The sequence below is a fragment of the Vibrio sp. genome (assembly GCF_984391705.1).
Genome location: NZ_CFHWOM010000021.1, coordinates 20,623 through 34,582, shown reverse-complemented (window position 1 = coordinate 34,582; position 13,960 = coordinate 20,623). Strand labels below are relative to the sequence as shown.

Genomic DNA, 13,960 nt, shown 5'->3' with positions numbered 1-13,960 from the left:
GCAGCAACTATGAAATCTGAACATGGCCAATGCAGCTATCGAAATCCTGATGGCTGGTGCTGCGATCAACCGTGTGGGGAATCTGGCCTCTGTTATTGGCACGATCCCAATGTAGATAAAAGCAAAGATGATATAAAAACGAAGGTTGAACAATGGGCCGCAGCGGGTAAACCACTAGACGGATTTCAGTTGGCAAAAACAAACCTGGTTGACTTGGATTTGGTTAACCGAGGGTGTAAAGAAGGCTATTCATGTCGTGACGCGGATTTTTACCGTGCGGACTTAAGCGACGCTCACTTCTTTGGCTTAGATTTACGAGGCACATCTTTGATGAAGGCCAAAATGCTTGGCGCAAATCTTCATTGCGCAAAATTAGGCAGTTGTAATCTACTCGGGGCTGAATTGGGGCGAGCAAAGTTAGACAACGTAGATTGGGGGCCAAACTTAAAGCAAGAAGTGCAAGCAAAACAAGCGTTAAAGAAAAGAGATAAGAAACTAGCTGCGTCTTTATATCAAGAAGCGGAAGAAGTGTGTCGAGCAATACGTAAGCAGTCTGAAAAGCAGGGATTGTTTGAGGTAGCAGGGGAATTCTTTAAGCGTGAAATGCGCTTTCGGCGTTACCAAATGCCTAAGTGGAGCTTGCAACGCATGATTTCCAAAACGGTCGATATGTTTTGCGGTTATGGAGAAGATCCCCTTAGAGTTGTGCTGTTTTCCATTTTTCTCATCTTTGTTTGTGCATTAGCGTACTTCTTTTTGGATACCACGGGCGCTCATCCCATCTACGAGGGAGTCACTGGGTGGAAGTTTTATCTCCTAGAGTTTTTTAACTCTTTGTACTTTAGCGTTGTGACGTTTACGACGTTAGGGTATGGCGATATTTCACCTGTTGGGGTAGCTCGCTTTATCGCCGCGTTTGAAGCCTTTCTGGGCAGCTTTACAATGGCATTGTTTGTGGTGGTATTTGTAAAGAAGATGACCCGTTAGCAATGGGGCTTAGTGAATAAAAACGCCAGCGAGTTGCTGGCGTTTTTTAGATAGGATGTTTTTACGCTGCGTTAGCAAATTGCTCTAAAAACGCATCTTTACGAGCGTTAAAGCGCTCAACTAAGTCGTCGACTGAGGCTTGCTCATACGGTTTGAGGCCGCTTGCCACCATACGTTTAATACCTTTACCTACCACTTTACCGTCTTCTTTGAATGCAAAGTTCAAAGTCACCACACCACGCTTACCATCAACATCAAATGTCGCTCCGGTAAAATCAACTTCTGGGTGAGTCAAATCTAAGCGGTCAAATTCAACTTCCATGCTTTCATAGATAACCAATGGACGCTGGCAGTTAATCATAGCCTGCTGCTCTTCCATTAATGGAACCATAATGTGTGGAAAGTTCATGCCAGAGAACTGAACGTAGCTAGTGACGACATGCTCAATGAATTCAGGGTTGCGGTTAACTTCACCCTCGTGAGACATGTGTAGGTATTCTTTACCATTGGCGTCTACAACTGCACTCTCTTTTTCGCATTTGTTTTCAACCGACAATGCAACACCATCATTCACCATTCCCGAAAAATTAAAGCGCATTTTCTGGCTGATGCCTTCTTTGCTCAATAGAACAGCAAAGAGTAAATCACCAGGTACACAGAAGCGTTTATTGTCTTCGTCATGGATCGGGTTGAAATCACCCGCCACCTTTTTAGCAAAATGACTTGCTTGCTGGCGAGTGAATTGGAACTGGTCGCTATTTTGCGAAAAATACGGTGTCAGAAACATACTTAAATTCGTGTGGCTATAACTGGAGCGAAGTATACATGAAGGTTCATGGTTAAATGGTCTATCCAGATGAGAAGCGGTAATGAATATTGAAAATAATATTTTTGTGCGATATCTGCACAACTGGTCAATACTGTAGATTAAGAAACTAGTTGAGTAAGGCTGGAACTTTCGTTCAGTTTAGGCAAGGGGGCGACATGTTACGACATCGTCTATTTTTGGCTGCCTGTTTAGTGTGGCCATTTTCTACGCATGCGATTGTAGCAGGCAACGAAATCACCCAGATAGAATATGACAGCGAATACAGCTACATGGTGTCTGTCGGGGCGGCTGTTCAGGCAGAAGATCATTATTGTGGTGGGACCATCGTTGCTAGTCAGTGGGTTTTGACGGCAGCTCACTGCTTAGTGGCGTCAGGCTCAACACAGGAAGACTCTCAGACTAACCCAGAAAACATCACCCAATATGAAGTGGCAAAACCTTTGGAGGTATCAATTACCTCTGGTGTGGCTGACTTAGCGGATACTGAAATTAGTCATCTATTCCGTGTTACTCACGTAGTGATACACCCTGATTACTTTCCTACTGCCAGTGCAACGACCACCGCTTATCAAAATGATATTGCATTGCTGCGTGTTGAGCGCGTGTTAACTGGGACGCCCGTTAGACTAGTTGATAGTACTCGATACAACGAGCTTCTAGCACTAGAGCCATTATGGGACGCAAATAACATTCAGCCTAACCTTCAAGTTATCGGTTGGGGAGATGGTGATGCAAATGAGGAAGACCCTGTAATTGGTAATAGCGACTCAAGGTTAGATGAAGTTGATGTGGCGTTTTATCCAATTTCCAACTGCTATTCCACGCTCGAAGGGGCGAATGATACATCGCTCTATATAGCTTCTGAGTCTGATGAAACTAAACTGTGTTCTCTTCCTTACGATGAAGTGAGTATAAATGATGAAACCTATGGCCTTGGTGCTTGTATCGGTGATGCTGGAGGGCCACTGACCTTTACTGGGGCTGACTCCAACGTCTATCAAGTCGGTATTATCAGTGCTAGTCCAATCAGTAACACGGTCTGTAGTTCTGCAACAATTCCCGCTTGGTACACCAACATAAACCACTATCTTGATTGGATTGCGTCGTATACTGATGATCCGCAACCTCCGACGGAAAAGGTGATTAAACCTCTGTTTCTAACCGCGACGACCACACCTGAGCCAGAAGAGTCTCCGGACGATACTATTACTCCAGATGAGGTGGAATCAGACACATCAGCTAACTGCTCAGGAACCGCGAACGTAGGGGTAGGAGGGGGGACTGCGCAATTAGGTTGTGACTCTAGTTCTAGTGGAGGTGGTGGGAGTAATGGGTTACTCAGTTTACTGGCTCTGCTTTTTATATACCGTCGTAATCGGGTTTAGTGCTGGAGCGAGACTCAGTGCTCGCTACCCGCTTTCCATTGTTCAGCAATAATTTCATCATCTTTGTATTGATTAGAGAAGTGCTCGATTAATGCAGCAAGGTTTTCTCCGCTGTCGCACATTGTATTAGCGACTAAATCCTCTGATACATGGATCGCAGCGCCTTGTGGTTGTGCATTAGGGGTAAGTAAAACGGGAATAATAAACTTATCTTTGCTTGCTGTGTGGTGCTCTTTAAATTGGCGAGCAAAGTGGTGCACTTGGGATTGGCTTTTTGGATCGTGTTCCAACCCATGATGATCTATGGATACAACGAAGATAAGCCCGCGATACAAAATCACACTGGTTACACACTCTGAAGTCGCTGGCACCGGAAAGTTGACAAAAATGTGCCCAGCTAAATGAGGCAGATCATTGAGCTGTGCACGCAATAGCTCAAGACTTCTTTGAGTATTGCTCTTTTCATGGTGGGAAAATAGGTCAATAAAGCTTGTTAGCTGATCACTACTTTCTGAGTGACAGAAGGTCAATAGTGGTAAAGAGAGAGTGTTGTTCATAATTCATCGATATTGTTTGTCAGTATAAAGATCCATTCTAGCTCTTGCTCACTTGCCGAACGGAACTTTGCCCTTGGTAAGAGAATACGCCCCATCATTCAAGACAGGGCGTAGTGATGTTAAAACTGGGCTTTAATCCAAATCATACGGTGGTCAGAAGAGACATCTTTACCATTGCCGTATTTACCGACACGTTTATCGTTAAACAAGGAGTAGCCTTCTTCGGCTGGTGTTGCCCAGTATACTCCTGAGTCGATGACTTCTAGCGTGGCTGATGGCATAGCATAATCTACCCCTAAACCGAAGGTAGATGTGACATGTTCAGGTTTCGGGTGATTCTTACCATTTTCTTCTATGTGTTTTACAGCCCCTTGGCTTGAAGGGTAGAGCTCACCATTCATCACTTTTTGATTCAGTAACGGGTCATCGTGTAGCTCTTGCATTACAGAGCTAATGCCATCCCCAGCTACTGGGTCGAGGTTTAGGTCTCCCATGATCACAAAGTGTTTGCCTTGCTCTAGGCCGCCTGTGTTGCCTGCATCATCATAAAAGTAAGGTTGGTCTTGAATGTATTGATGCCAAAAAGCCACTTCTGCAGCGTTCTGCATCTGGTTTTTGCCAGTATCGAATACCGGAGGCGTTGGGTGAGACATCAACAAATGAATGACTTCTTCCCCGTTCTCGGTTGGGACGATGATAGGTGCATCAACATGGTTCTTAGAAGATAGGCGAACCTGTTGCCATTCCGCCTCAGAATACCATTCATCGCCACACTTCATGCCTTGTGGGATCTTATTGTATTTATCATTGCATTTGGTGATGGTAGGAATAGTCGCGCCCGCAAGATCTTTCCATTTGAATTCTTGGAAAGTCCGAGTGTTCTTGGTATCAACCTCATACTTTGACATTAGGGCAAATGCGTATTGACCATGATAGAAGCCAAATCCCCAAGCATCTCCCGGTAGCTGTCCTTGTTGACCGTTGTTGTCCAAGTCAAATTCACTTAGTAAGCCAGTATTGGTCGAGTAGGATTCAAAAAACGGATACTTAATCGGCGCTAAGTTTGCCTCGGCTCCCGCACCTTTTAGGCTTTGCGCAACTGATAAGTAGTTGGTCTGAAAACCGATTAGAGCTGATTTATCTTTGCCAGTACCGTCGTTGTTAAACTCGGCCATCATTAACACGTCTGGGCGGTTCTTCTGAATAATTGCGGCCACGTTGCGGATTTGAATGACTTTCTCCGCTGTTTGCTTATCGGCACCTTCAATGGTTCCGTCCAGGTAGCGTATGACTAAAGAGGTCTGTTGCTCTGGTGTTAATTGCATCTCTTTTACCAAGTCTTGAAAAGTTGCTCGGTCAAAGGAGAGGTTGTAAGTTGCAATCTTTACTTCGGTCATTTGTGGTTCTGTTGTTTGAGTGGCAGTAGTACCACAGCCTGCTAATAGTGTAGCGGTTACTGCAAGAGCCAATGAGGTTTTAAGCTTTTTCATCTGAGAAGCATTCTGGTTATGAATTTCAAGGGGATGTTAGTTTGAATGCTCTAAATGTAAAGTGACGCGAGTCTCGCTGTAATTGTTATGTCGAACGTTTGCAGGATTTGTGAACACGCCCTCAAGCTACCTAGCTATTTGAATGTGAGTTATTCCACATATTTGCATAAATAATCAGCACCTTCCTTTTGAATCAGGTTAAGTGAATGAAAAGTGTCCAACCTATTAGCAAGGAAAGCGCATGAAAGACGAAACGCTATCGATTCATTTTGGCTACGAGACTGACCCGACAACAAAATCTGTCGCCACACCTATTTATCAAACTGTCGCTTACGAGTTCGACAACGCTCAACATGGTGCAGACTTGTTTAACCTGGAAGTTCCAGGGAATATTTATACTCGCATCATGAACCCAACCAATGATGTTTTGGAAAAACGTATGGCGGCATTGGAAGGGGGAATTGCTGGCTTAGTTGTAAGTGCGGGAAGTGCTGCAATTAATTATGCCATTCTTACCTTAGCTCAGGCAGGCGATAACATTATCTCTACTCCTCAGCTCTATGGTGGTACGTACACTCTGTTTGCTCACATGTTGCCGAATCAGGGGATTGAAGTTCGTTTTGCGAAAGATGATAAGCCGGAGAGCTTGGCTGAACTCATCGATGAAAACACCAAAGCGGTGTACTGTGAAAGTATTGGTAATCCAGCGGGGAATATTATTGATCTAGAGCGTGTCGCCGAGCTTGCGCATGCGCAAGGTGTGCCCGTGATTGTCGACAATACGGTAGCAACGCCTGCACTGTGTAAGCCAATTGAGTTCGGCGCGGATATTGTCGTACATTCTCTGACAAAATACGTCGGTGGTCATGGAACTACCTTAGGTGGAATCATCATTGATTCGGGTAAATTTCCTTGGGCCGAACATAAAGCTAGATTCCCAGTATTTAACCAGCCTGAGCCGTCTTACCATGGGGTTGTTTATAGCGAAGCATTTGGCGAGGCGGCTTTTATTGGCCGAGCTCGTACTGTCCCGCTTAGAAATACCGGCGCGGCGTTGTCACCAATGAATGCCTTTATGTTACTTCAGGGGCTAGAGACTCTTTCGTTGCGTATGGAGCGCCATACTGAGAACGCTCTTAAAGTGGCAGAATACTTGAACAAGCATGAGAAAGTCAGTTGGGTGAGTTACGCCGGTTTATCTAGCTCAGAGCATTACCCTCTGGCTGAAAAGTACATGCAGGGTAAACCTTCTGCCATTCTCTCATTTGGTCTCAAAGATGGGTACGACGCAGGCGTACGTTTTTATGATGCTCTAAAAATCTTTAAGCGATTAGTCAACATTGGTGACGCAAAGTCGTTAGCTTGTCACCCTGCATCGACAACCCATAGACAGCTTGATCAAGCAGAGCAAAAACAAGCGGGTGTGTCGCCAGAAATGATTCGCTTATCTGTGGGTATTGAGCATATTGATGATATTCTTGCAGACTTAGAACAAGCATTTAACGCATAAAAACAAAGCCCCAACCGTCAAGTTGGGGCTTATTTACCTATGCGTGATAGCTGCGTACTTGCAGGACTCGGTTATGGCTAACGGCGAGCACTTCGAACAGCCATTCTCCCTCTTTAACGATTTCTCCTCGTTCGGGTACGCGGCCAACTTTCCATGTTAAAAAGCCGTTTAGGGTCTGAAAACCTTCACTCTCTTCGCCATCCAATATGCCGATATCAATACGGTGTTTAAGCTCATTGAGTGGAATCATGGCATCCATTACCCAGCTACCGTCTTGCTGCTGTTTAGCCCAAGTGTGTTGCGGAGCCATACCCAGCTCACCTGCAATAGACTCAAGCAAATCATAGTGAGTAACTAAGCCTTGAACATCGCCATATTCATCGACAATAAAGGCCATTTCGCAGTTTGTTTTCTGCATATCATTCAGCAGAGGAAGTCCTTTCATTGATTCAGGTACATAGCGCGGCCGACGAGCTTGTCTGACTAATGTCGCGACCGATAACTCTTCATACTGGTCGAGCAAGACCTTGGAAGAGATTGTACCAATGATTTTATCTAAGCTGCCATGGACTAGAGGCCACACAGAGTGCTGAGTCTGACGAATACGTTTTAAAATCTGTTCGACAGGCTGGGTGACATCTAAATATTCGATATCGCACCTTGGCGTCATTAAGGATGTTGCCAAACGGTCATTGAGGTGCAATAGGTTACGGATCATTTGCTGCTCTTGAGGCTCAATGGCTCCAGATTCTGAACCTTCAGTTACGACAGCGAAAATATCTTCTTCCGTCACTTGGTCGTTGTCGTCTCCGTTTTGACGAAACAGTTTTAATAAGGCGTCTGTTGAGGCACTTAATAACACCACAAATGGCGTCGTCAGGATGGCCAACCAATGAATAGGGTACGCCACTATTACGGCAATCCGTTCCGCGTTTCTCTGCGCAAAGCGTTTCGGGACCAGTTCACCGACTACAATAGCAAAATAGGTGATCAAAACGACCACGCTTGCAGTGGAAACGATGGATGCGAGTTCAGGCTCTAAACCTTGCAAGGTTAACCATTTTGCAAATGGGCCGGATAGGGTCGCTTCACCAAAGATACCACTCAAAATACCAATCGCAGTAATACCAATTTGAATCGTAGAGAGGAATCGAGTTGGGTTGTTCTTTAGCTCAATAGCGAGCTGAGCGGCAGGTTGGGTTTCTGCGAGCTTTTTCAAGCGGCTCGATTTAGCTGCGACTAGCGCAAGTTCTGACATGGCAAAAATGCCGTTAAGGGTGATAAGCCCCACCAGTATGAAAATATCCATTGATTGTTCCAATAATAAACACCTTCTCAGCATAGCTAGAGTGACATTTAAAAGATATGGGGCTAACGCGGATTGATCAGTAAATATTTTTACCGTGACGATTGGTAACTATAATGTTACGCAGTGCATTGAAAGTAAACGGCAATACAAGTCGGCCCATCAAAGGTTGGGATGGGCCTTTTATGGCTTTAATCAGCCTCTTGCTGAGCGACTTTGAGGTGCAGCTCACCACCGATGTAGTGGCGAGTTTCAATGCTTCCTCGGTCTACATCCCCCTGTAAGGTATAAAGTAGATCTTGGGCAAATTGTTTATCATCGAAATGCCATGAGTGTGACCAGTTCGCGTCAGGATGAACGGCACTTTTATCTTCATCGAGTAACTTCCAGTGATTGTCCACTCTGACATTCACTAAGTTCTCTGGGGCATCCTCATCTAGCCCAACACGACCAACTCTTGGTGCGGTGCCGAGCCGCTTTATATTAGAGACTTTCAAAGCACTATCATGAGGACTTTGATAGTTAGTGATTCGCACGGCATGTTCAAACAGCGCCTGCGATTTACAGTCTTCCCTATGGGTAGATTTACGTGCGATATCACCGCCAATAAAAGCTATTTGACTTACGTTCCATTTGATTCTTTGTAAGCTTCGATCATGGCTAGCTTCATAAAATGCTTCACGGATGACATAAGCGCCAGTTGAATGACCAAGTAAGTGGACGTCGATATCGCAATGATTTTTGTCTTGATCTAATTGGGCTCTGGCTAAAATAGCAATCCCATCTTTGACTAACTTCAAGGCAGTTTTCTTAGCATCGCAGCGGTCTTCTAAATAGTTAAGAGTAAAAGAAGCACTAGGCCAATCGAAGCTGACAATCGCACCTTGATAGCCGACTTCTCTAAGCCGTTTTTGTAGTAGATTATGGCGATTCATGATGGCGGTGATGGAATTGTTGTAGCCGTGAACAAAGATCAATATGTCGCCAAAGGTATAGCCTGACACAGGGGACTTTTCGATAACTTTATGTTCACCAGTTCGCGCCCGGGCCAATAAGCGTTTGACCCATTCAGTTCGGGTCAATTTGTGGTTTTCTGGGTGAGGAGATTGTTCATCTGGAACTTCTAAGTATCGGGTTGTACCGGGCTCATTGCCAAACTTGGCGCTATTACCTTTACCTGTCACGTTACGTACACAAATAACGAAATTGCTGTTTGTATCACTCATAGCCACACCTTTGTTGTTGGTTTAGAACAACCCAAGTGTGGAACGGATCTCAGTCATTCAGTTGTAACAATAGTTGGAAACCAAGCAATATGATTGAATCATCAATGATATTTGTCACACCTATTGTTCAACAGGTGGCTCACATTCCGCTAGGTACGAATAGATGTATTGTTAGTTAAAGTAATCAAGAATAAAGTCGATCAAAGCTCTTACTGGCGGGGATAGATGCTTGCGTGATGGATAAAGCAAATACATCTGTAGTGTCATTAACTGCCATTCAGGTAGCACCCACACAAGTTTGCCTTGGTCTAGCCACTCTTGAGCCAAGTAATCGGGCTGCATTGAGATTCCCATTCCTGCCAAAGAGCCGTGTAATAACACCGTCGCTTCATTGGCTGTAATGTCACAGTTCACTTCAACTTCTTGCTGCAGCTCACCCTGTGTAAGTTGCCAGATCTGGCGACCAAAATTTTTGTAACCCAAACATGCATGATGAACTAAGTCATTAGGCTGGGTAATTGGATCATGGCAGGCCAAATACTCTGGAGAGGCGACTAACTTGGAGTAACAGACAGAAAAAGGCCGGCCAATCAAAGCAGGATTGGGCTCATTAGTGGTACGGATAGCTAAATCAATTCGTTCCGCTACCATATCGACAGCTCGATCTTGAGCATCAATATCCAATTTTATACCAGGGTAGCGCTGGCGAAACGCCTGCAGAGCGGGCATCAATTGAGAGAAGCCAAAAGACATGCTCACCGATAGGCGAACAAACCCACGAATAGCTTGTTCTGGCATTAAGCTCTCTTCCATTCTTTGCGCTTGTTCTACCCATTGCTGCAAGTTTGGTAGCAACTGCTCTCCCGCGCTGGTTAAGGAAACTTTTCGCGTGGTGCGTTGCAATAATCGAGCTCCTAGCCAATTTTCAGCCGCTTCCACGTAGCGTGTAACCATAGGGCGAGACATCTCGAGTCGTTCGGCTGTGGCAGTAAAACTTTCAGTCTGTGCGACATCCAGCATCACTTTGGCTGCGGTGAGTTTATCCATTAACTTGCTCGAATTAAGAAATAATGATGCAAAGAATAGGCTCTATTTCGAAATAAAACCAGTCGCTACTATGGCGGCGACTGAACAGAAAACCTTCGAATTAGGATACAGGCTATGAAAAACATCACCACTTTGGCACTACTACTTGCGACTTCTCAGGTTGCGATGGCGAAAGGCGACTTAACGTTTGACGTGTACAACGCTGATGAAAACAGCTTTAACGTGACATCGACGTTAGTCATTGGCGAGACGGAAACCTTACTGATTGATACGGGCTTTACTCGAGCGGATGCCCTGCGTATCGCGGCGAAAATATTGGATGCGGGTAAGCCACTGAAGACGATCTTTATTAGCCAAGCGGATCCAGATTATTACTTTGGTGCCTCTCAATTATTAGAGATATTCCCTGAAGCCAACGTGATCACCACGCAGGCGGTTCGAGAAGCCATTGCCAAAAAGCTCGCAACCAAAGTGAGCTTTTGGGGACCGAAAATGGGGCTCAATGCGCCAGAGAATCCTAAGTTACCAACTGCGATTAATGCTCGTCAGATCACCGTAGACAACCAAATTATCGAGATTCGCGATGCGGAGGGTGTACTGGCGCATCGCCCTTACTTATGGGTACCGAGCGAGAAAGCCATCTTAGGCAATGTAGGTATTGTTCAGGGTATGCATGTCTGGATGGCAGACACCCAATCTCAGCAAGAAGTGGATGCATGGCTAACTCAGCTGGAAGAGATGCAAGCCTTAAAACCTAAGCTGGTGGTTCCGGGTCATATGATGGAAGACGGTAAACTTGATGCAAGCACGATTTCGTTTACTCATACGTGGATTGAACGTTTTGAAGAGGCGAAGAAGCGCAGTGACAATAGCGCAGAGGTGATCGATGCGATGGTAAAGCACTACCCTCAATTCGGTTCCGATTTTAGCCTAGAGCTTGGCGCAAAAGTTCACATGAAAGAAGCGAGCTGGTAATCAGAGAAAGATAAGTTCAGTCAGGCTAATCTGCTGACTGAACTTTGTATCCTTGTTGCTTGAGCTCATGGGAAAAACGGGCTTGAGCATCGGGTTCACCATGGATCAAATGTACTTGCTTTGGTTTGATTTCTATTCCGGTAATAAACTTGAGCAAATCACGTTGATCAGCGTGAGCAGAGTAGCCCGACATAGTGTGAATCTGCGCGTTAACTTGCACAGGTTCTTGGTCGATCTCAACTTCCATTGCCCCCGATTGAATGGCGCGCCCTAAAGTTTCTTCCGCTTGGTAACCCGCTAAAATCACATCGGTACGTTCATCGGGTAACAGAGCTTTCAGGTAATCCATGATTCGCCCCCCTTGGCACATACCTGAAGCAGCAACCACAAGGGCAGGTTCACCGGTTGATTGCAGTCGGTTAACTAATCGCATATGGGTTCGATAATCTTCTACTGTAATGCATTGCTCAAAAGCAAGTGGATGGCGGTGGGCTTGTAGTCGCTGTTTTGCTTCTTGTCCCCACAAAGCTTTAAAGCGTCGATAGTATTTGGTCACTTTCTGTGCCATTGGAGAATCAAGAATGATGGGCATGGTGATGTCAATTTGGCGCGCATGAATTAATTGCTCTATATCGAACAATAACTCTTGAGTTCGGCCAACACTAAACGCAGGAATTAAAATAGTACCGCCATCTTGAAGTGAACGATCGATGATACTCTTTAAACGTTCACTACGTGCCGCGATATCTTCGTGCAGACTGTCTCCGTAGGTAGTTTCAATATACAGATAATCAGCTCGCTCAGGTGATATCGGATCGGGTAACAGTGGTGTGTTACTTGGGCCAAGATCACCTGAGAAAACGACAACTTCACCATTGCTCACTTGAATTTCAAGGTAAGCAGAGCCGAGAATATGGCCCGCTGGCTGGAATCGAGCATACAACCCATTTGGGCAACGTTTATCAATCGGAAACCAATGGTTGTATGGTTGCGTGACCAACAAAGATTGAATTCGTTCCAGTAGTCGCTTAGCCTGCTTACGTTTTAAGCCCATTTGTAGCTTTAAGCTATCTTCGAGCATTAACGGCACTAGTTCAGCGGTTGCCTCGGTGCAATAGATCGGCTGGCTAAATCCACGGGCGAGTAACCAAGGAAGACGACCTATATGATCAATATGGCTATGAGTCAGGAGTAGGGCATCGATAGGCTTAGTGTCGAAGTCAATGTCTAATGGTCGGCTATCTGCGCCCTGAAATAAGCCACAATCAATTAAAATGGCTTGATCGTCGGCTCGTAACTCATGGCACGAACCGGTTACAGTATGTTTACCACCATGATGAATAACATCCATGAGCAACTCCTATGTTGGTTGCTTGAACAGTGCTTATTGCGTCAGATTAAAGCAACTTAACTTGCTAAAAATACGAACGTTTCACACTTTAACAAGCCACTAGGCTTGTTGGTCATTTGGATGTTGTGCCTTGGCGCACCATCGGAAGTCGAACTATCAAGCTGAAGGGCTTGGAGTTTCTCGGCTATTTATCTGTTGCGCTTCCAACTGCGCGACTTCTGCGTCAAGTTGAGCGATCTTTTCAGCCATCAGTTGATGACAGTGATCAGCAAGTGCACGAGCATCCTTGAGTTCATAGTTTGAAACATCAATCGGTTCTAACATCTCGGTTATTACGATGCCGTTGTTCGCTCGATTCAGCTGAATTTTGTTGTGTGTAGTGCTGGTACACATTGGAGTTATCGGCACGCCAGCTTCGATGGCCATACGAAATGCGCCAGTTTTAAAAGGCAGTAATCCGCGTCCTTTGCTGCGTGTTCCTTCAGGGTAAACCCACACGGATAAATCTCGTTGATGAATTGCTTCGGCGACTTGCTTGATGGTATCGCGAGCTTTGGACTTATCTTCACGATTAATCAAAATGTTACCTGTGATCCAATAAAGCTGGCCAAAAAAAGGAATCCACAATAGATCTCGCTTGCCGAGGGATACCGCTCGAGGTCGTAACATCCCTGGGTCAGTGACAAAATCAAATACGCTCTGGTGATTGGAGATATATACACTGTTTTTCGGAGTCGGTGCCTTTTCTAGACCTCGTTGAATGAGCCTTAACCCGACTATTTTGTGCAGACGATTAAACCAGCGACAGAAGAAATAGACATGTTTCGGATTTCGAGGGCTAAACAAGCAATAGATAAAGGCAAACAAAGTGGTAAAGACGACAAAAAACGTCGCCAGTATTAAACGAACAACAGCAAGCACAACTCTCTCCTTATCCGCTCTCCCTCTACAGCGGCAGAACTCAATAGGTTGAATAAGGTTAGAGTTTTAATTCTATTTAACGAAATTGCAACAATTTTTGTTCGAGCTGTCGGTTGTTATCACTATTCGCAGATACCAAAGAGTTCCTCGCTTTTCAGCTAGTTGTATATTTACCCACTTTTAGCGTTACTAAGTAATTGCTTTGTAAATCTTATTTTCCTTGTTGAGTGTTCACTCTTTTTATTTATTTGGTGATATTCAGTCTGTATATAGTGTATTTGCTCTATAAATTATTGGTTATTTCATCAATCCGCCTTATAGCTAATGCGCCTATGCAATTTCATTTTCAATGAGTAGGCATGGCAAATAAATGAAT

Annotated in this window: 12 protein-coding genes; 4 read left to right on the top strand and 8 right to left on the bottom strand. The window is 44.9% G+C overall.

The annotated features are described in order from the left end of the window. The first annotated feature begins 9 nt into the window (after positions 1 to 9). Positions 10 to 987, top strand: coding sequence for an ion channel (locus tag AC4MRV_RS12520; protein WP_491187666.1), 978 nt, complete (start codon positions 10 to 12; stop codon positions 985 to 987). A 61-nt stretch (positions 988 to 1,048) separates the two neighbouring features. Here AC4MRV_RS12520 and AC4MRV_RS12515 read toward each other — a convergent pair whose 3' ends face one another. Then, positions 1,049 to 1,774, bottom strand: a complete 726-nt coding sequence (locus AC4MRV_RS12515) for a DUF3581 domain-containing protein (protein ID WP_491187665.1) — start codon at positions 1,772 to 1,774, stop codon at positions 1,049 to 1,051. Between the two features lie 197 nt (positions 1,775 to 1,971). On the opposite strand from AC4MRV_RS12515, the gene AC4MRV_RS12510 reads away from it, so the two are divergent. Next, positions 1,972 to 3,201: a S1 family peptidase gene (locus AC4MRV_RS12510; protein WP_491187664.1), complete on the top strand. Its 1,230-nt coding sequence runs from the start codon at positions 1,972 to 1,974 to the stop codon at positions 3,199 to 3,201. 14 nt (positions 3,202 to 3,215) lie between these two features. Here the strand turns inward: AC4MRV_RS12510 and AC4MRV_RS12505 are convergent, their stop codons facing one another. Beyond that, a complete protein-coding gene (locus tag AC4MRV_RS12505; protein ID WP_491187663.1) occupies positions 3,216 to 3,758 on the bottom strand; it encodes a hypothetical protein in 543 nt (180 codons plus the stop codon). A 119-nt stretch (positions 3,759 to 3,877) separates the two neighbouring features. Next, complete coding sequence (locus tag AC4MRV_RS12500) at positions 3,878 to 5,248, bottom strand: endonuclease/exonuclease/phosphatase family protein (RefSeq protein WP_491187662.1); 1,371 nt, start codon at positions 5,246 to 5,248, stop codon at positions 3,878 to 3,880. Positions 5,249 to 5,489: 241 nt separating this feature from the next. Between AC4MRV_RS12500 and AC4MRV_RS12495 the strand changes: the two genes are divergently transcribed. Next, entirely contained in the window at positions 5,490 to 6,758 is a 1,269-nt protein-coding gene (locus AC4MRV_RS12495) for an O-acetylhomoserine aminocarboxypropyltransferase/cysteine synthase family protein (protein ID WP_491187661.1), read from the top strand. 37 nt (positions 6,759 to 6,795) lie between these two features. Here AC4MRV_RS12495 and AC4MRV_RS12490 read toward each other — a convergent pair whose 3' ends face one another. The 3 genes from AC4MRV_RS12490 to AC4MRV_RS12480 form a co-directional block, all read right to left on the bottom strand. Continuing rightward, complete coding sequence (locus tag AC4MRV_RS12490; RefSeq protein WP_491187660.1) at positions 6,796 to 8,067, bottom strand: hemolysin family protein; 1,272 nt, start codon at positions 8,065 to 8,067, stop codon at positions 6,796 to 6,798. A gap of 188 nt (positions 8,068 to 8,255) precedes the next feature. Continuing rightward, complete coding sequence (locus AC4MRV_RS12485; protein ID WP_491187659.1) at positions 8,256 to 9,290, bottom strand: alpha/beta hydrolase; 1,035 nt, start codon at positions 9,288 to 9,290, stop codon at positions 8,256 to 8,258. 171 nt (positions 9,291 to 9,461) lie between these two features. After that, complete coding sequence (locus AC4MRV_RS12480) at positions 9,462 to 10,337, bottom strand: LysR family transcriptional regulator (RefSeq protein ID WP_491187658.1); 876 nt, start codon at positions 10,335 to 10,337, stop codon at positions 9,462 to 9,464. A 114-nt stretch (positions 10,338 to 10,451) separates the two neighbouring features. Between AC4MRV_RS12480 and AC4MRV_RS12475 the strand changes: the two genes are divergently transcribed. Next, positions 10,452 to 11,312, top strand: coding sequence for an MBL fold metallo-hydrolase (locus tag AC4MRV_RS12475; protein ID WP_491187657.1), 861 nt, complete (start codon positions 10,452 to 10,454; stop codon positions 11,310 to 11,312). A gap of 25 nt (positions 11,313 to 11,337) precedes the next feature. Here the strand turns inward: AC4MRV_RS12475 and AC4MRV_RS12470 are convergent, their stop codons facing one another. Both AC4MRV_RS12470 and AC4MRV_RS12465 read right to left on the bottom strand, forming a co-directional pair. Next, a complete protein-coding gene (locus AC4MRV_RS12470) occupies positions 11,338 to 12,663 on the bottom strand; it encodes an MBL fold metallo-hydrolase (RefSeq protein WP_491187656.1) in 1,326 nt (441 codons plus the stop codon). Positions 12,664 to 12,819: 156 nt separating this feature from the next. After that, on the bottom strand, positions 12,820 to 13,584 hold the full coding sequence (locus AC4MRV_RS12465; RefSeq protein WP_491187655.1) for a 1-acylglycerol-3-phosphate O-acyltransferase: 765 nt from the start codon (positions 13,582 to 13,584) through the stop codon (positions 12,820 to 12,822). Between the last annotated feature and the right edge of the window lie 376 nt (positions 13,585 to 13,960).

Excerpts from the sequence above, each read along its gene's own strand:
- AC4MRV_RS12520 (WP_491187666.1), top strand. The coding sequence starts at position 10 with ATGAAATCTGAACATGGCCAATGCAGCTATCGAAATCCTGATGGCTGG.
- AC4MRV_RS12515 (WP_491187665.1), bottom strand. The coding sequence starts at position 1,774 with ATGTTTCTGACACCGTATTTTTCGCAAAATAGCGACCAGTTCCAATTC.
- AC4MRV_RS12510 (WP_491187664.1), top strand. The coding sequence starts at position 1,972 with ATGTTACGACATCGTCTATTTTTGGCTGCCTGTTTAGTGTGGCCATTT.
- AC4MRV_RS12505 (WP_491187663.1), bottom strand. The coding sequence starts at position 3,758 with ATGAACAACACTCTCTCTTTACCACTATTGACCTTCTGTCACTCAGAA.
- AC4MRV_RS12500 (WP_491187662.1), bottom strand. The coding sequence starts at position 5,248 with ATGAAAAAGCTTAAAACCTCATTGGCTCTTGCAGTAACCGCTACACTA.
- AC4MRV_RS12495 (WP_491187661.1), top strand. The coding sequence starts at position 5,490 with ATGAAAGACGAAACGCTATCGATTCATTTTGGCTACGAGACTGACCCG.
- AC4MRV_RS12490 (WP_491187660.1), bottom strand. The coding sequence starts at position 8,067 with ATGGATATTTTCATACTGGTGGGGCTTATCACCCTTAACGGCATTTTT.
- AC4MRV_RS12485 (WP_491187659.1), bottom strand. The coding sequence starts at position 9,290 with ATGAGTGATACAAACAGCAATTTCGTTATTTGTGTACGTAACGTGACA.
- AC4MRV_RS12480 (WP_491187658.1), bottom strand. The coding sequence starts at position 10,337 with ATGGATAAACTCACCGCAGCCAAAGTGATGCTGGATGTCGCACAGACT.
- AC4MRV_RS12475 (WP_491187657.1), top strand. The coding sequence starts at position 10,452 with ATGAAAAACATCACCACTTTGGCACTACTACTTGCGACTTCTCAGGTT.
- AC4MRV_RS12470 (WP_491187656.1), bottom strand. The coding sequence starts at position 12,663 with ATGGATGTTATTCATCATGGTGGTAAACATACTGTAACCGGTTCGTGC.